The sequence below is a fragment of the Rhodococcus sp. NPDC080181 genome (assembly GCF_040702225.1).
Lineage (GTDB): Bacteria > Actinomycetota > Actinomycetes > Mycobacteriales > Mycobacteriaceae > Rhodococcoides > Rhodococcoides fascians.
Map to the genome: position 1 here is coordinate 34303 of NZ_JBFBKN010000015.1, position 17150 is coordinate 51452.

Below are 17150 nucleotides of genomic sequence, written 5' to 3' on the forward strand. Positions count from 1 at the left end.
CGACTCACGAGTTACGGCAGATAGTACGCTACTATCTGCCGTAAATCCTTAGCGCCGGATTTCGAGAATCTGCTCCCCGACCCCCGCGAAGAACGCGCCACTCATGGGCGCACGACCAGTTGTAGAAATCTCCGCCGCACTGGAGTCTCAGACCGTAGTGGTCCCCGGGTCTGCGGCCGCCGAGACTGTGCTTCCCAAGCTGGCAGACTCGCTCAAAGAGACACTGCAGCAACGGAAAGCAATCGGCATGGACGTAGAGAGGATGCTTGATGCCCACCCTCTTTCCTCGGTCCTGATCTCGATGCCACGCGTCGGAATCACCGGCAGCAGCACGAATCCTGCTCGAGGTCGGTGACGGTTCGGCATTCAAATCAGCAGGACACCTAGCCGCGTACGCCGGCATCGCACCCGTGACCCACCGATCCGGAACCTCGATCCGAGGTGAGCATCCAGCGAGGTCGGGTAACCGCAAGCTCGAACGAGCGTTGTTCCTTTCGGCCTTCGCCGCGCTGCACGACCCCACCAGTCGTACCTACTACGACCGCAAACGAGCGGAAGGTAAGAAGCACAACGCGGCCCTCATTTGTCTCGCTCGACGCCGATGTGACGTCCTGTTCGCCATGCTCAAGAACAAGACCCTTTACCAACCGCCCGCAGTTCACGCAGCTTGACAGAAACCATAGGGACACCCCCCCCGACACAGTTCGTCCTTGAACTCGGGTGAGAAGGACCGCCGAGATCTGCTCATGCTGGTCGGACTCATTTCAGTAGACCCCAATTCTAAGAGGGTCCGATGTGGGCGTGTCTCCTAGATGTGAGTGTGGTTGTGCTCGAGAATGTTTCTCGTGTCGAGATTGCAGATGTTCACCGATGAGCAGTGGGGCCTGATCGAACCGTTGTTGCCCTCGTCCGATGGTCTTCGAGGTCGGGCGTTCCGGAACAATCGGCTGGTGGTCGAGGGGATTGCTTACCGATATCGGGCGGGGGTGGCATGGCGTGATCTGCCCGCAGACTTCGGTCCGTGGCAGACGGTGTGGAAACGACACCGCCGCTATGCCGGTGACGGAACGTGGGATCGAGTGCTCGCGGCGTTGTTGAGCGCCGCCGATGCCCGCGGCGGGGTGGATGGGCAGGTGTCGGTGGATTCGACAATCAACCGAGCACATCAGCACGGCACGAATCTCGCTCGTTCCACAGGGGGATCTGTCGAATTACATGAATCTGCTTGCCGAGCCCGATGATCACGGTATCGGTCGCTCTCGTGGTGGGTTGAGCACGAAGATTCATCACCTCACCGATGGGAACGGTCTGCCGTTGGTCGTTCTCATCGGTGCCGGGCAGGCGGGTGACAGTCCGATGTTTCCGATCTTGCTCTCGCACTTGCGGATCGAGCGGGCGGGGTCGGTACCGGCGCGTACTCGCCCGGATGCGGTGCTCGGTGACAAGGCGTATTCCTCGCGTGCAATCCGAGCGTTGCTGCGGTCGCGGCGGATCGAGGCAGTGATCTCCGAACCTCGCGATCAGCAGGGCCATCGGCGTAATCGGGGCAGCGGTGGTGGTCGGCCTCCGAAGTTCGATGCGCAGAAATACAAAGGCCGCAATGTAGTCGAGCGTTCCTTCAATGCCGTCAAACAGTGGCGGGGGCTTGCCACCCGGTACGACAAATTGGCGCTGACGTACCGGGCGGGCGCGCTCCTACATGCGATTTTCCTGTGGTCGCGCCACATCACCCTTTAGGAGACACGCCCTAGGCCACAAAGTGCGGTTCCCCTTGGTCAGAGCACGAAACGAAGTACGCGGACGTCGTGGTCCGGAAACCCGAAGCCCCCGCCGTCAGCCGGGGGGTCGTACGCCCCAGGCCGATCGCACCAGAGCCGGAATCATCGGCTAGGTTGCGCCGCGTCGGCGGGACACCACTGGCGATCTAGCCGAAGAAACCCTTTGCCGTTTCCGATCGGTATCTGGAAGCTCAGACAGCAAATCCACTGTCCGCGTGCTGTTTTCGCCCACGCATGAAGAAGACCGGGCGATTTTACGTCCATCGAGAGGCCTTCGGACCTCTCGCCTGTCCGTCACTGTTGCTGGAGCGTGACCGTTCAGGATGAAGTCGTCGTCCAACCGACCGATCTCCGATCGAGCGCACGACGGGCAATCGAAATGGTCCTGAGCTTGACCTACGGGGACCGCACCTACCTCCAAACCGAGTACTCATCCTGGCCGTTGCCGCGGAGGCGTGGGGATGTCGGGTTCGGTGCTGTTGATCCGCCGAAACTATGCTCGCCGTCATGTCGTACGACAGCTTAAGGGCGAGGATCGAAAGAGTTGCTGAGATTGCAACCAACCTGACCAATGATCCGAATGCTCCGAAGTATCACCACGTGGTCCCTCAGTCCTACATCAGACGTTGGACCCCCGGCGGAAAAGGCGCGGTACGGTCCGTTCGGATCGACGATGGTCGCGGGAAGCTCGTGGGGCCCAGGAAGGTTGGCGGGGTAGAGCAATTCTATCGACTCGAAGCCGACGACATCGACCAGACCTCGACACCCCCGCTGGTCGTCGAGGTCCTACTGGAGGTGTTCGACAAGCTCGCCAAGGTTCGGATCGACGAACTCCTCGCAGCCGAGCCTGGACCTGTCACCGACGTCGAGATGAAGCGCGATCTTGCGATGGTGGTTGCCGCGCAGATGAGCCGTGGCCAATCGTTTCGCCAGGAACAGCTCGATCTCCTCGAGTATGCATCCCGGCAGGATCCGATCGAACACTCGAAGGTCGCAGCTCGTATATGGCTCTTGTCGACCGGCCAAAGCTTGGATGACGAGACGATTGAGGTTGCCGCAGCACAGATGCGCGAGAAGGACCGCCGATCGTTGATCAGCCAAGACCACAAGCCTCAGGCAATCCAGCTGATGATGCAAAATTTTACGAAGCTGATCGTTCCCTTGATCACGCGGAATTGGGCCGTCTACTGCACTCAAACGCCTCTGTTGACCAGTGACGACCCGGTCGTTGTTATCGGAGGTCCGTCCACTGATCGCCGTGTGAAGCCCGGTAACGCCAGTGCGGCCGTGTGGATCTACCCCATCGACCGTCATCGGCTTCTCGCGTTCTTTCGCCCGGGCATCTCGCCGCAGCTCCCCTTCGTTCTCGACGCGGTCGAGACCTACGAGATCAATCAGGAGATCGTCGCTGCCGCCTACGAAAAGATCTTCGAGCATCCCGACGACGACATCGCGAGCACCATCACAGTGCCTCCGTGGCCGGTCGTTCCCCGCGCCGAGACAGTGGTCGAGCTGTCACGTCGTCCGACCCGGTGGTTCGAGAGCGCGGAGCTGCCGGCTGCACCGGTGTCCCGTTGGTATCAACGCTGATTCAATGACCCCTGCCGCGGTAGACAACGTGCATCCGTATCACTTGGGGACGTGTCGTTAATCCATTTCAAAACGGTCAATTGGGTTGTTGGTCTGCAGGTGTCGTGCTGGCGTTGTAGAAAGCCCGCGCGGTGTCGATTGCGGCACGGGCGGGTCCGGTGGTGTGGGCGATATTGAGCGGCGGCGTCCACTGCGCGATGACAGTGGCTTCGACCGCGTCCGGTGATGAGTGTTGGCACCAGCTCAGTTGTAAGTGTGTGTGCATCCATTCGGTCAGGTGAATCTCATCGGGGCTGGCTTTGCCGTGCGCCCGCTAGCCGCCGCCGTCGGAGATGCGTCCGATGGCTTCGCCGGTTTCGTCCGACACCGCTTGTCGGTGAGTTCTGACACCACTCGGGCCGGATCCACGCCGGGGATGTAGGTCTGCGTCGACACCACTGCTCGGGCGTACGACCTCCGGTCAGCTCGTCTGCTTCTTGGTGGCCTGGGCCAGACGATAAGAGTCGGTGCCGGTCTCCAGGATGGTGCCACCGAAGGTAAGCCGGTCGACGATGGCCGCGCACAACCGGGGGTCGGTGAATGTCTTGGTCCAGCCGCCGAAGGACTCGTTGGACGCGATCGCGACCGAGGCCTTCTCCTCACGCTCGGTGAGGACCTGGAAGAGGAGTTCCGCACCGCGGCGGTCGAGCTGCATGTAGCCGAGCTCGTCGATGCACAGCAGGTCGACTCGGCCGTAACGGGCGATGGTCTTGGCGAGGGTCATCTGGTCGGCTGCTTCGACGAGCTCGTTGGCGAGCTGGGTCGCCAGGGTGTATTTGACGCGGTAGCCGGCCATGGCGGCCTCGGTGCCAAGGGCGATCAGCAGGTGCGACTTCCCGGTGCCGGAGTCCCCGATCAGACACAGCGGCTGGCCCTTGTGGACCCATTCGCCCTTGGCAAGGGTGTGCACCACGGCGGGGTCGATGTTCGGGTTGGCGTCGAAGTCGAATGCCGGCAGGGACTTCTCCCGTGGGAACTTGGCCGCCCTGATCCGCCGCTCGGACCGGCGGCGGGCGCGGTCGTCGCACTCGGCGAGGAGCAATTCGGCGAGGAACCCGCGGTAGGACATCTGCTCACGCCCGGCCCGGTCGGCGAACTCGGTGAAGGAGCCGCGGATGGTGGGCATCCTCAGCATCCGGCAGGCCTGGTCGATCGCGGCGTCAGCGGCTTCCTCGGTCATTCCACGGCGCTTGGTGGTCACGGTGCAGCTCCTTCGTTCGGGTTCTCGCGACGGTTGGGCAGCAGCTGGTCGTACTTGTCCACGCTCGGCAGTGGGCGAGTGTCGGCTGGGAGGTGTGCGCGCAGCCGGCGCTCGGTCAGCGATCGCACGGCAGGGGCCTCGCCTTCGCCGTACGCCTCTGAGCCGACATGGGCGGTTGGGTGGTCCAGGGCCGCGTCATCTGCCGTGTCCTCGTGCTTGCGTGCCTCCAACGCGACCGCGTCCGCGGTCAGCGCACCGGCACGTAGCGCGGTTGCGAGCCCGGCGACGACCTGCTCGTGGGGAAGGTGGCGATGCAGCATCAGCACCTCGATCAGGGCCCGGGTGCCATCGGCGTCCCCGTGGGCCTTGCATGCCGCTGCCCACCAGGCGTCGTGCACCTGGGTGAACCGTCCCGATGCCCGTGCCTGCTCCAACGCTGTTGCTCCGGGGAGCGCGCCGGGTTTGCGGAGGAGGACCTCGAGGTAGTGGTCCAGGTCGACCCGAGTCGCGCCCTTGGTCATCAGTCGCTCGTGGCGGGCGATCTCGGCCTTGCCGTCGTAGATGATCAGGTCGCTGGCATTGAGAAGCACCCGGGCTTGGCGGCCGACCAGACGCGCGGGGACGGAGTACTTGTTCATCCTGACCGTGACCTGGGCGTACCGATCCACGCGCGGGGTAAACCACCGGCCGGTCTCGAACACCTCGACAGGTAGTGGCGCGAGCAGTGGCTGCTCGGTGACGAAGTGCTCCCCGACCGTGCGGGCCCGGGACCCGATCCGACGAGTCTCGTCTGCCAGGTCCCACTCGTCGACCAAGCTGTTGAGCTCGGAGAGGGAGTCGACCTCGGGGATGGGGACGAGGTGGTTGCGGCGGAACCAACCGATCTGGCCCTCGACGCCGCCCTTCTCGTGGGCCCCTGGATGCCGGGTTGGCAGTAGAACGCCTCGATGCCGTAGTGCGATCGGAACGCCGTCCAGCGGTCGGCCTCGACCCGCTGACGGCTGAACCCAATCACGCTCGCGACCGCGGCCTTGAGGTTGTCGTAACGGATCTTCCCGACCGGCACCCCGCCGAGGACGCGGAAGGCGTGGGCGTGGCCTTCGAAGAAGGCTTCCTGTCCCGCAGAGGCACTGATGCGGTGCACGGCCTTGCCGGAGTAGGAGAGTCGGAGGCTGAACAGCGCGCAAGTGACAAGCTCGCCCCGCAGCTGGATGGCCACATCACCGAAGTCGACCTCTGCCTCCCTGCCCGGGAGATGTTCTTGTGGGATGAACGTGGCTGCGGGCTCTCGACCGGCCTCGATCCGGATCTCCCGGCGTCGGGTCGCGACGTAGTCCCGCACCATCCCGTATGAGACCTCGTGGGCGTCGTGCTCGTCCAGAAGCCGATCGAAGATTCGCTTGGCGGTGTGACGCTGCTTGCGCGGAGCATCCAGATCGTCTCGCAGCCAGGAATCGATCACCCCGCGGTGTGGATCGATCCTCGATCCACGCTTCGGCTGTGGCTTGCGTGGCTCCGGCCACGCCGAGGCCTGCGCGGCAGCCACTGTCCGGTACCCCACGCCGTGCTTGCGCTGCAGGGCGCGGTTGGACATCCCGGCGCGGACATCGCGCCGGATTGCGGAGTACAGGTCGACCCTGGACCTACCCGCCGGCACGGACACGCCCGTCTTGGGTCGGGCCGGAGGTCATCGGCCATTGCCGGAGGTTGGTGTGCCGAGGCATTTTGCGATGCCGTCGAGAATCAGGCCGACACCACGCCGGTAGGCACCTTCGGGGTCGTTGGCTTTGCCGGTCTGTTCTCCGAGGGTGCGGGAGACGCGCGAGGCGGTCGGGAACCGGGTCTGGTCGCCGATCGCGTTGGTCAGGGCCGGTTCGATGTTCGACCACCAGTCGGTGTCGTGGTCTTCGCCCGGCAGCCTGGAGTCTTGGGCGGCGCGTGTGGCGCGGGCGGTTCCCTGCACCAACGAGAGCAGGGCGGTGAGGGTGTGCTCCATCTCGATGTCGGTGAGCCCGATTCCGTCCAGGGCGCGCAACTCGGTCTCGTACTTCGTTGAGGCCCCTGGTCCCGGGACTGGGCGTCCGGTAGCGAGGTCGGTGATCCAGGGATGGGCTTGGCAACTCGCCCAGTTCGCTTCGGCGAGCGCGGTGACGCGTTCCCGCCAGTCCGCGCCCTCGGGGATCGTGACGGCCTCGTAGGTCACGCCGGCGACTTGATCGAGCATGAGCTCGACGAGTTCGGCACGGCCACCGATGTGTGGATACAGCGCCATCGCGGTGACCCCTGCCTCCTCGGCCAGTCGCCGGATTGTCACGGCGTCCAGGCCTTCTCTGTCGGCGAGGTCGACTGCCAGTGTGGTGACGCTTTGGGTGCTGATCCCGCTGCGTGGGCTCACCGGCGAGTCACGCCAGAGCAGTCCGATCAGCTTGAACTCGTCCACGCCTGTGCGCTTGGCCATCTCTGTCCTCCTCGAACTCTACGTTGTATACTACACCGTAGAACGCGACGAGAGGAGCAGCATGGATGTCGAGATGAGCCCACCTGGCTCGATCCGGGTCGAGGCGGTGCGCAAGACCTTCCCGAAGCGGGACAAACCCGCGTTGACCCGGGTCGATCTGCGCGTCGACTCCGGCCGGGTGTGCGCACTGCTGGGAGCCAACGGTGCTGGCAAAACGACCCTGGTGCGGATTCTGACGACGCTGACGGGAAAGGACTCCGGCACTGTGAGCGTCAATGGCTGGGACGTGGACCGCGATCCTGCACGGGTACGGGCATCGATCGGCGTCGTGGGGCAGTATGCCGCCCTCGACGAGGTGCTCTCAGCCAGGGAAAACCTGGAACTGTTTGCCCGGCTGATCGGGCTCTCACGTACCGCGGCCCGGTCGCGGGCAGCCACGCTCCTGGAGCAGGCGGGCCTGAGCGAGCACGGCGGGCAGAAGGTATCCGGGTTCTCCGGTGGCATGCGACGTCGCCTGGACCTCGTGACCTCGATGATCACCCGTCCCGCCGTGCTCCTCATCGATGAGCCGACTACGGGCCTCGATCCGATCGCCCGTCGCACGATCTGGAACACGGTGCGCTCGTTGGTGGACGAGGGTACTACCGTCCTGTTGACCACGCAGTACCTGGAGGAGGCCGACGAATTGGCCGATGACGTCGTGATCCTGCGCGAGGGTTCCGTGGTCGCCACCGGCACCCCATCGGACTTAAAGGCGCTCGTGGGAGAGCCGCGGATGGAACTGCGCGACCCCTCCCTCGAAGACGTCTACCTGCATCTGCATCAAGGGGGCGACGCAGCATGAGCGCCACGACGATCGAGCACCACGGTCCGGCCACGGGCAGCATTCTGCGCGAGGCCGTCATCCTGACCGGCCGCGCGATGCGGCACTGGCGGGCGCGGCCGGTCACGTTCAGCATCCAACTGCTGTTCCCCGTCTTGGTCATGCTGCTCATGGGCGGCCTGCTCGGCGGGGCGATCGCCGGCACCACAGGCGACTACATCGTCTTCGTCGTGCCGGGCATTCTCGCCTTCACCGTGCTATCGGGAATCGAGACGACGATCACCGCTGTCACCGGAGACGCCGCCAAGACCGTCACCGACCGGTTTCGCACCCTGCCCATCTCCCGCGGTTCGGTGCTGCTGGGACGGGTCTTCGCTGACATGCTCACTGCCGCCGTGGAACTCGCGGTCGTCACCGCCGCAGGACTGCTGCTCGGCTGGCGTCCCGAAGGGGGCGTCGCCGATGTTGTGCTCGCCTACGTCCTGCTGCTGTGGCTGAGGTTCGGACTGCTGTGGGTCGGCGTCTGGATCGGGTTGAAGGCCGGCACGCCAGAGGCGGCCACGACCGCCCAGCTTGCGATCTGGCCGGTGGCGTTCCTCTCGACTGTGTTCGTCGATCCGCGCACGATGCCGGCCTGGCTCGGAGTCGTCGCCGAATGGAACCCCCTGTCGGCGACCGCATCCGCGGCGCGTGAACTGTTCTCGGGCACCGACCTCACCGGGGTTACCTTCGTCGCCGACCACTCCGTGCTCTTCGCCATCGGCTGGCCGCTCGCGCTGACCGCGGCGTTCATCCCCCTCGCCATTCGTGCCTACCGGAGACTGTCATGACGACCACGACCCACGACGTGATCCGCGTACGCGGAGCCCGTCAGAACTCACTCCAAGACATCGACGTCGACGTCCCCAAGCATCAGCTCGTGGTCGTCACCGGCGTATCCGGATCAGGCAAGTCCTCGCTGGTGTTCGACACGATCGCGGCCGAATCAGCGCGCCAGCTCAACGAGACATTCTCGGCTTTCGCCCAAGGCAGGCTCCCCAGCTACGCCCACCCCGACGTCGACCTGCTGGAGAACCTCTCGGCCGTTATTGTGGTGGATCAGCAGCGCCTCTCCGGCGGACCTCGCTCCACGGTCGGGACCATCAGCGACATCGGCGCACGTCTACGGCTGCTGTTCTCCCGCATCGGTGAGCCGGCCGCCGGCTATTCCAACGCCTACAGCTTCAACGACCCCGCCGGCATGTGCCCGAACTGTCAGGGGCTCGGCGTCGCGGCCTCGGTCGTGGAATCCGAACTCGTCGACGACGACCGCTCCCTCAACGAGGGCGCGATTACTTTCCCCAAGTTCAACCCGGGCACCTGGCTGTGGAAGGCCTACGCCAAGTCCGGGTTCTTCGACCCCGACTTGGCGATCCGCGACTACACCCCCGAACAACGCGAGCTGCTCCTGAACGCACCCGCCGCCAAGCACACCCCGCCCGCCGGGATGGATGCGGTCGGCACCGCCTACGAAGGCCTCGTCACCCGGTTCAACCGGATCTACCTCCAGCGCGAACCCGACTCGTTCAAAGGCAAGCAGCGAGAGGCCTTCGAGCGGATCGTGTCGCGTGGCCCCTGCCCCGAATGCCACGGCTCCCGACTCGCCGCGCCTGCCCGCGCCAGCCTGATCGACGGCAAGTCGATCGCCGACCTCAACGCTATGCAGATCAGTGACCTCGCCGAGCGCGTCGCCAAGATTGACGGTATCGGCGTGGCACCGCTCGTCGCGAACCTCTCCGTCCACCTGAAACGGATGATTACCCTCGGGCTCGGCTACCTCAGCCTCGACCGGGCCACGTCCACCCTCTCGGGAGGTGAGGCCCAACGGATCAAGATGGTCCGCCATCTCGGCAGCGCCCTGGCCGACATGCTCTACGTGTTCGACGAACCCACCGTGGGCCTGCACCCCCGCGACGTCGCCACCCTCGGACAGATGCTCGAGGCTCTGCGTGACCGCGGCAATACCGTGCTCGTGGTCGAACACGATCCGGACATCATGTCAATCGCCGATCACATCATCGACCTCGGCCCCGGAGCCGGAACCTCCGGCGGCCAGATCGTCTACCAAGGCGACTACGACGGCCTCACCCAGGCCGACACCCCTACCGGGCACGGACTCCGCGAGCACCGGCGCGCGACCCGGACGCGGCGTGAACCCGACGGCTGGATCAGCATCGACGATGCCACCACCAACAACCTCCAGGACGTCTCCACCCGCGTCCCGCGCGGCGTGATGACAGCCGTGACCGGAGTCGCCGGATCGGGCAAGTCCAGCCTGATTCTCGGCAACCTCCCCGCCGTCGAACCCGACGCGATCGTCATCGACCAACGCCCCATCCGTGGATCGCGTCGCTCCAATCCGGCCACCTTCACCGGCCTGCTCAACCTGATCCGTGATGTGTTTGCCAAGACCACCGGAGCACCTGTCGGGCTGTTCACCCCCAACTCCACCGGAGGATGCCCGGCCTGTGAGGGCAACGGCATCATCTACACCGACCTCGCCTTCATGGAAGGCGTGATCACCCGATGCGAAGTTTGCGAAGGACGACGGTTCACCCCCGAGGCCCAAGAGCATCAGGTCGATGGCAAGAGCATCGCCGACGTGTTCGAGATGAGCGTTACCGACGCACTCGGCTACTTCACCCAGCCCGCGATCGGGCGCATCCTGTCCCGGCTTCATGACGTCGGGCTCGACTACCTCACCCTCGGACAGACCCTCACCAGCCTCTCCGGCGGCGAACGTCAGCGACTCAAACTCGCTACCGAACTCGGAACCTCGGGCCGCACGATCATCCTGGACGAGCCGACCACAGGACTGCACATCGCCGATATCTCTCGGCTCCTCGGGCTGCTTGACCGGCTCATCGACGCCGGATCGACGCTCATCGTGATTGAGCACAACCTCGACATCATCGCCGCCGCCGACTGGATCATCGACATCGGCCCCGAAGCCGGACACGAGGGCGGACAAGTCGTCTTCGAGGGCACACCAGACCAGATGATCACGGACGGCGGGACCTACACGGCCGAACACCTACGAGCTCGCGCGAAAAACTGACACGGTAAGGCCAGCCGCACTGCCTGGCTCCGGCCTGTCCTCACCACCGATTCACCGACGTCCAAGACAGACGATCTGGAGCCGGTCCACAGCTCGAGATCAAGCGGTGTCAACTCTGGCCGACACCCTCCCAAGCCATAGCCGGGTGGTGCTGGCTCTGGGCGACAAGCGGTGTCGGATGAGACCCCCGTAGCCAGTCCGACTTTCTTCACGTCCAGGTGCACCATGTACCCGGGATGCTTCGCGGTGATCGTCTGGATTTCCCGGTTCGTCTCCGTCTCACCGTTCGGGTCGATGAATCGGCGGCGGTTCAGGCCGAGCTGGGCCAGGTGCCGGGTGATTGTGCGCCGACTGACCGCAACACCGTCTGCATGCAGTTCGAGGGCGATGCGGGACGCCGACCACTTATGCCCGCGCCGTAGCCTCCTCGATCCGAGCTACTGTCTCGCCAGCTGTCGCTCTCGGCTGCTGGGCTGACGCAGACGAGCGGACAAGCAGGCCGAGCTCGCCGAACTGACGGTACCGGTTCACCCACTTCGATGCAGTTGCGCGGGAGATGCCCATCTCTGCCACGGCGTGTGCGATTTGGTGGGTACGGCAGCGTTCAATCAGTCGATTGCGGCCTTCGGGAGCGAGCGGCGCATTCTTGTGGCTGCGCCTGCGTGGTTTGTCGCCGATCGACGAACTTGGGCTCGAAGTCATGCTCTGCGGCCCAGCGCTAGGACGTGACAATCCCGTCATGGATCGATACGCCTAGAACAGTCCCAGCACCAGCGTGATCGCCAGGAACAGTGCCAGCTGATAGCCGGTGTTGATGGTCGTCAGCTTCAGTGGCTTCTGCTCGAACGAGTTGTGCTGAAGAAGGGTCGATGCGGACAGTGTCAGCCAGGCGACGACCCCAACCACCACGGCCATCCACACGGAGTCGTTACCGGTCGCAGCCGATGTGAGCCCGACGGCGAACGCGAGACCGACCGTGGTCGCGGCGTTAGACACTGCGAGCAGGATCAGGTTCCGCGTTCGGACAGGTTTGTTCTTCTCCGGCGTGATGCCTGTGAGCCCCTCCCAGGCGTCCGCGATGGCACCCTTTAAGTACCAGGCCATCGCGACAACCATCCCCGCGACGAACGCGAGGAGCACACCAATCCAGCTGATCTCCATGCCTGTACCTCCCCGATGGCCAGGGCACGGCCAGCCCCTAGCGACGATGATGTTCACTTGATATAATCAATCATGGTTGAAAATGTCAATCGGGCGTCACGTCGATCTTACGGCCAGTTCTGCGGGCTGGCACGCGCGCTCGACATCGTCGGAGACCGTTGGAACCTCCTGATCGTGCGCGAGCTGCTGCCAGGCCCCCTGCGATACAGCGACTTGAAAGCCTCCCTGCCGGGCGTGGCGAGCAACCTCCTGGCCGAACGGCTGCGGACGATGGAGGAGACCGGCGTCGTGGAGCGAGCACTGGGAGACGCAGGCGTCCTCTATGGACTGACGCGATGGGGCGCGGAGCTCAAGGAGCCGATGGAGGCTCTGGGGCGGTGGGGCGTCCCTCTGCTAGCTACCGGGCGGGGCGATGACGAGTTCCGGCCACGATGGCTGACTCTTGCCCTGCCTGCCATCCTCAATGGGAGAACGGCAGCACCGCCTGTAGAGGTTGGCTTCGAGGTGGAGGGCCTGCTCATCGTTCTCCGTATCGACGAGGATGGAACGAGCGCGCGCATCGGTGACGACCATCGACCGGAGACCGTTCTGGCGGCCGAGGCCGATACCGTCGTCGGCCTCGTCGCCGGTACCCTCACCGTCGACCAAGCGCTCGATGCAGGTGAACTCCGCGGAGACACCGGCACCCTTCGGCGAGCGTTCGTAGGCGACGCCGCCTCCAAGGCCCTGGATCCGAAGGGTCCGTAGTCGGAGCGACGCCGTCAATACCGTCATGGCCAGCAACAGCTAGAGACCTTCGGATCCCACCTGCCCGTCACTGTGGCTGGAGAGTGACTGCATCCCCAGTGAATGTGGTGGCGGTGTGGTTGCTGCATATGGCGGCGATGATGTGTCGGTGCGCAGCCCTGCGCCCCGGCGCTCAGACTAAAGATGTGCTCAGCATGCTCTTCGCCCCAATTGCCAGTGTTCGTAGCGCGTTGTTCGGACTCAGACCTAATTCGGCCAGCGAGTACTACCGCGGTCGATGGCTATAACCGTCCTTGCCCAACGTCATCGTTGGTGAGTGCGGTCATGTGTTCCGTCGGTCGCGCCGGGGCCGAAGCGCGGACCGTAGTGTCCTGATTTTCGACGGCCGTAGCCACACCGTCGAGCGCGGTACGGATGAGTTCACCGTAGGAATCGTCAGGTAGAGCCGATAGGCGTTCGCGGGCTGCGGTGAGGTGTTCACGGGCGGTGTCGAACGAGCCGAGGCGACGATAGTTGTCGGCGAGGTTGAGATGGAGTGAGGGATAGAAGCCCTCGATGTGCAGGTTGGTGTGATGTTGTTGGACGCGTTGTTCGCTGACGGCGTCGGCGGCGTCGAGTGCGCGCACGTCCCACGCGAGGGCTTGTGCAGGATCGGTATGGAGATCGGCCATGTAGTGCGCAAGAGTGCAGCGGTGGAACGGATCTCCGCTGACTCCGATGAGCTTCCACAGGTCTTGGAGTTGGGTGCGTGCTGTGTCTGCGTTTCCGCTGCGTCCGTCGGTGACGGCCTGAGCAATGAGGTCCATCGTCGGGTCCGTGTTTGCGTCTGTCATAAGTGGTGCTCCTTCGGTGGCGTGGATTCGTCTGGAGGTGGGGGCATGGTGGGCATAGCGACTGTCGTGAGGTCGCCGTGGTCGGCGGAGCGAATGGTGGCCGGCTGTGTGTGGCCTCGGAAGTCGATCAGCAGGTCCGCTCCGATTGCGCTGCTGATTGCGGGATAGAGCGTGGTGAACTCGAACCAGACTTCGATCGGACTTCCGCTTACGCTGGCGGGTATTTCAATACGGTTGTCCGACTCACTATTTCCGATGTCGACGCCAATTTCAGTGACGCGAAGCCCGATCAGGGCGGCTGAACTGTCCTCAAGAGCCTGTCGGAGCATTGCTGTCGACACTTGGACACGGGTAGTTATCGCTGGCATGTCATCGAGCATCAACCGGTAGTCAGGGAACGGCTCGGTCAGTAGTCGGCAATACCGGTCATCGCAGTTTGGCAGCCGCATCCACAGGCCGTAGGCGGTGGCTTCGATCCGTGCCTGCGCAGTCCGTCGTAGATCAGCCAGGCAACTGCGCAGATCATCGCCGTTCACCGTTGCAGCCCACGCTATGGCGGTCGGGTTCGTGGTTGTCAGGGTTCGAGTGGACAGTCGATAGCGATCGGTTGCTGTCACGGCCACAGTGCCGGTTTGCGCTTCGAAACGCACACCACCCAGTACGGTGACGCCTGGTTCGTTGCTGGTAGCGGTGAGTACCTGCTCTATCGCTGCCGCCAGTACCGGTCCGCTCATCGCAACCACCGTCGCCGAGGCAATACCGGTCAGCGTTGATTTGATGGCGTCTGACTGCTGACGTGCGGTTGTAGCGTCCTTGGCTACGGTGTCGACGTGTTCATCGATCAGGCGGATGGCTTCGTCGACATCAGCATCCAGAACCGATTTTGCCTCGTCGGACAGCCAGCCGTAGACGTGCAGGAGATCTCCGCCGCCGCACGCGGACGCGGACGCGGACGCGGACGCGGACGCGGACGCGGACGCGGACGCGAACATCATCTGCGCAAGTAGTTCCTGTGCGCCGCCGTCGAAGTACGCCTCGATTTTGGCCGAATCATCGCGCGATGCGGCAGCGAAGTACGAGGCGAGCTTGCGGGCGGCGACGATGGTGTCGATTCCGCGCAGCGGATTCCACCAGAACCCGTCGCTCGTGGTGAGCGGACCTTCGGCGATTCCCTGTAGGTCGTAGCGCCACACCGTGCCGACCTCCTCGCGGACACCGCGAGTGAAGTCGTGTCCGTCGCGCTTGTTGGAGGTGAACAGCGCCGCGCCGGGCGCGGTGCACAGTGCGTCGATCGCCAACGCCGCAGTCTTGCCCATACGAGGTCCGGCGAGGGCGAAGAGCATGTCCTCCCACGACATGAACACCTTCTGATTGCCCTGGACGGTGCGTCCGACGACGACTCCGATGTCGGAGTCGTCGAGGGTGTCCAACTCGGCAAGATCGGATCGCAGCGACTTCGCGCGTTCGCGTGCCTGCTTGCCGGTCACCCCGGTCAGCTTCGATGTCGGTCCCATCAGGCGGGCCTTGGCGTCGACGTCGTTCTTGCCGCTTCCCGTTGCGCGGGCTGCGGCGGCGACGCCGGTGAGACCGGAGACGATGATCACCGCGATCACGAAGATCCATGTCGACATGTTCGGCCACGTCAGCTTTCCGGCGGCGACCGAGAACAGGGCCCCGAACGGGTTGACGGGGATATCTTCACCGGTGTCGACGAATACGTGCCCGAGCCACAGTGAGCCGTAGCCGAGCGCTATCAACACGATTACCACCGAGACGGCGATCAGCGGGAACGTCGACGACGATGTCCCGGCTCCTTTGGAGGTCGGCTTCTTGGTCACCATGCGTCCACACCAGCCCCGGTGGCCGTGTCGACGCCGCGGTCGATCTCGATGACGTTCGCGACTCGGTCGGTGATGTCGACGACCGACTCCGACGGGCGGTTCTGGCGTGGTGTCTCGAGCATCAGATCGGCCAGACGGATCGGTTCGACGTCCGCAGCGGTGGAGGACACATCGAGGGTGCGTTCGGCTATGTCGTCGAAGTCGAGACCGTCGAGCTCGGCCGGTAGCTCCAGAGCATCCAGAGACAGCCCTGGACGCAGCACAACCTCGTCGATGCCGTTGTCGATCAACCGTTCCCGCCATGCATCCTCGTGCACAGCAGTACGGTCGAACGTGGCGTTCGCCCACTCCTGCTGCACCGGGTCGGTGAAGGTCTGCGCTGCGATCAGCTCGTGTGCGACACCGGTCGCGGCGAGAAATGCCGCAGCCCGCGCCAGCGAGAGGTCGGAATCGATCAGACCGAATGCGCGACTGTCACTACGCGGCTCGTAGGAGTGCGAGCGTGCGCGAATTTCTTCGCGCCGGGTGTGCGCCCGGTCGGGCAGACTGCGGCGGCGTGCGGCAGCCAGCGCAGCGCGGCGACCGCGTTCATAGGCGGCTGCAGCGATCTGTGAACGACGCTGCAGCTCGGCCGTCGAGACAGAGCGAGTTGTCATCGACGTTCACCACCGTCGATGGTGAACGAGATGTGGTCAGTGCTGGGGGAGAGCGAGTGAGGAATCGACATGGAGGGCCTTCACTGGGAGCGTCGGCCAGCCCACAACGACTATGCACGCACACGAAAAGCGGTGTGGTGAAGCGCTGTTGCTGGATGGACGCTCGACCGTGACCCTCATCGACGGTCGAACCTGAACAAGCATAACTCATCGCCGGATGCTCTCGCATCCTCTCGGCCAGACGCTTAGTCACGTCCTGTGATCACCCCGTGTACCCGCTCAACCTGGGTCTCTGCAGCGAAAAGGCATCGAAGTCGTGCGTGACTCGGCGACGGACCGGCAGCATGACAGTTATGGGTGATGTCATCGAGTTCGTCCCGCGGTTCTTTCTCACCGATCGGCAGCGGAGGCTGATGCGGATTCACGCGGGGGTATGCGCCGACGGCGCGTACGACGACATCGAAGAACGCGGAGACGATCCTGTCGACCCGACCGACTGGTGGGATCTGTTCGACCGACTGCCGGAGTGCACCTACAACGAATCAACCCTGTGGCGACGCCAGATGGCCCGATCGTTCGACGACCTGGCCGAAGACCTCGACGCCGGCCGCCTTCCCCGTCCCCGCACGATGGCCGAGCAACTGGCGCTCATGATCGTTATCTTGCAGGCCTCGGCCGCTCTGTCCGACGCCGAATACGGCGAAGACGTCGCCGCCCTCGACGCTCATCCTCACGACGGCGACTGGGATGCCGTCTCGGACGGCCTGATGGACGATCGTGACGCCGAAGCGTTCTATCACCCCGCCACTGCCGTGCAGTGGCTACAGATTTTCCCTTGCGATACGTGGTTCGCACCCCGCCTTGGCGAACAACCCCGCGATTCTCGCCGGGGGTTCAGGCGATGAGTTCCCACGAGCGGCTCGTAG

At 64.2% G+C, this 17150-nt stretch carries 13 protein-coding genes and 4 pseudogenes; 8 read left to right on the forward strand and 9 right to left on the reverse strand.

The window, feature by feature from the left end:
• Nucleotides 1-88: 88 nt before the first annotated feature.
• From AB0O58_RS17640 to AB0O58_RS17650, 3 genes and pseudogenes are all read left to right on the forward strand, one after another.
• Nucleotides 89-671: pseudogene (locus tag AB0O58_RS17640) on the forward strand (transposase); the annotation flags it as partial.
• A gap of 174 nt (nucleotides 672-845) precedes the next feature.
• A pseudogene (locus AB0O58_RS17645) lies at nucleotides 846-1737 on the forward strand (IS5 family transposase).
• Between the two features lie 641 nt (nucleotides 1738-2378).
• Nucleotides 2379-3368, forward strand: coding sequence for a DUF4238 domain-containing protein (locus AB0O58_RS17650; protein WP_157226220.1), 990 nt, complete (start codon nucleotides 2379-2381; stop codon nucleotides 3366-3368).
• Between the two features lie 76 nt (nucleotides 3369-3444).
• On the opposite strand, the gene AB0O58_RS17655 is transcribed toward AB0O58_RS17650, so the two are convergent.
• The 4 genes and pseudogenes from AB0O58_RS17655 to AB0O58_RS17670 all read right to left on the reverse strand — a co-directional run bounded on the left by AB0O58_RS17655 (nucleotide 3445) and on the right by AB0O58_RS17670 (nucleotide 7066).
• Nucleotides 3445-3651 carry a GIY-YIG nuclease family protein gene (locus AB0O58_RS17655; protein WP_332307791.1) on the reverse strand — a complete coding sequence of 69 codons (207 nt, stop codon included), beginning with the start codon at nucleotides 3649-3651 and terminating at the stop codon, nucleotides 3445-3447.
• 177 nt (nucleotides 3652-3828) lie between these two features.
• Entirely contained in the window at nucleotides 3829-4587 is a 759-nt protein-coding gene (gene istB / locus AB0O58_RS17660; protein WP_366238575.1) for an IS21-like element helper ATPase IstB, read from the reverse strand.
• 17 nt (nucleotides 4588-4604) lie between these two features.
• Nucleotides 4605-6202 (reverse strand): annotated as a pseudogene (gene istA, locus AB0O58_RS17665) (IS21 family transposase).
• A gap of 93 nt (nucleotides 6203-6295) precedes the next feature.
• Nucleotides 6296-7066 (reverse strand): TetR/AcrR family transcriptional regulator, encoded by a 771-nt coding sequence (locus AB0O58_RS17670; protein ID WP_008720567.1) that lies wholly within the window; start codon nucleotides 7064-7066, stop codon nucleotides 6296-6298.
• Here AB0O58_RS17670 and AB0O58_RS17675 point away from each other — a divergent pair.
• The 3 genes from AB0O58_RS17675 to AB0O58_RS17685 are packed head-to-tail and all read left to right on the forward strand — an operon-like array spanning nucleotide 7059 to nucleotide 10986.
• The gene (locus tag AB0O58_RS17675) at nucleotides 7059-7910 is read left to right on the forward strand and encodes an ATP-binding cassette domain-containing protein (RefSeq protein ID WP_366238547.1); all 852 of its coding nucleotides are present in this window, start codon (nucleotides 7059-7061) and stop codon (nucleotides 7908-7910) included. The genes AB0O58_RS17670 and AB0O58_RS17675 overlap by 8 nt on opposite strands.
• On the forward strand, nucleotides 7907-8719 hold the full coding sequence (locus tag AB0O58_RS17680) for an ABC transporter permease (protein ID WP_008720571.1): 813 nt from the start codon (nucleotides 7907-7909) through the stop codon (nucleotides 8717-8719). The genes AB0O58_RS17675 and AB0O58_RS17680 overlap by 4 nt, the downstream gene beginning before the upstream one ends.
• Nucleotides 8716-10986: an excinuclease ABC subunit UvrA gene (locus AB0O58_RS17685; protein WP_008720573.1), complete on the forward strand. Its 2271-nt coding sequence runs from the start codon at nucleotides 8716-8718 to the stop codon at nucleotides 10984-10986. Before AB0O58_RS17680 ends, AB0O58_RS17685 begins: the two co-directional genes overlap by 4 nt.
• A 197-nt stretch (nucleotides 10987-11183) precedes the next feature.
• Here AB0O58_RS17685 and AB0O58_RS17690 read toward each other — a convergent pair.
• Together AB0O58_RS17690 and AB0O58_RS17695 are read right to left on the reverse strand one after the other, a co-directional pair.
• Nucleotides 11184-11688, reverse strand: a pseudogene (locus tag AB0O58_RS17690) (leucine zipper domain-containing protein); the annotation flags it as partial.
• Nucleotides 11689-11739: 51 nt separating this feature from the next.
• Nucleotides 11740-12147: a DUF1761 domain-containing protein gene (locus AB0O58_RS17695; protein ID WP_008720575.1), complete on the reverse strand. Its 408-nt coding sequence runs from the start codon at nucleotides 12145-12147 to the stop codon at nucleotides 11740-11742.
• A gap of 72 nt (nucleotides 12148-12219) precedes the next feature.
• On the opposite strand from AB0O58_RS17695, the gene AB0O58_RS17700 reads away from it, so the two are divergent.
• Nucleotides 12220-12894 (forward strand): helix-turn-helix domain-containing protein, encoded by a 675-nt coding sequence (locus AB0O58_RS17700; protein ID WP_008720577.1) that lies wholly within the window; start codon nucleotides 12220-12222, stop codon nucleotides 12892-12894.
• A 281-nt stretch (nucleotides 12895-13175) separates the two neighbouring features.
• Here the strand turns inward: AB0O58_RS17700 and AB0O58_RS17705 are convergent, their stop codons facing one another.
• From AB0O58_RS17705 to AB0O58_RS17715, 3 genes are read right to left on the reverse strand one after another with little or no spacing between them, the layout of a single operon-like run.
• Nucleotides 13176-13727, reverse strand: a complete 552-nt coding sequence (locus AB0O58_RS17705) for a hypothetical protein (protein WP_008720579.1) — start codon at nucleotides 13725-13727, stop codon at nucleotides 13176-13178.
• Nucleotides 13724-15568: a hypothetical protein gene (locus AB0O58_RS17710; RefSeq protein ID WP_366238548.1), complete on the reverse strand. Its 1845-nt coding sequence runs from the start codon at nucleotides 15566-15568 to the stop codon at nucleotides 13724-13726. Before AB0O58_RS17710 ends, AB0O58_RS17705 begins: the two co-directional genes overlap by 4 nt.
• The gene (locus tag AB0O58_RS17715; protein ID WP_366238549.1) at nucleotides 15562-16224 is read right to left on the reverse strand and encodes a TraI DNA relaxase; all 663 of its coding nucleotides are present in this window, start codon (nucleotides 16222-16224) and stop codon (nucleotides 15562-15564) included. Before AB0O58_RS17715 ends, AB0O58_RS17710 begins: the two co-directional genes overlap by 7 nt.
• 353 nt (nucleotides 16225-16577) lie before the next feature.
• On the opposite strand from AB0O58_RS17715, the gene AB0O58_RS17720 reads away from it, so the two are divergent.
• Nucleotides 16578-17129: a hypothetical protein gene (locus tag AB0O58_RS17720; protein ID WP_008720585.1), complete on the forward strand. Its 552-nt coding sequence runs from the start codon at nucleotides 16578-16580 to the stop codon at nucleotides 17127-17129.
• Nucleotides 17130-17150 lie beyond the last annotated feature (21 nt).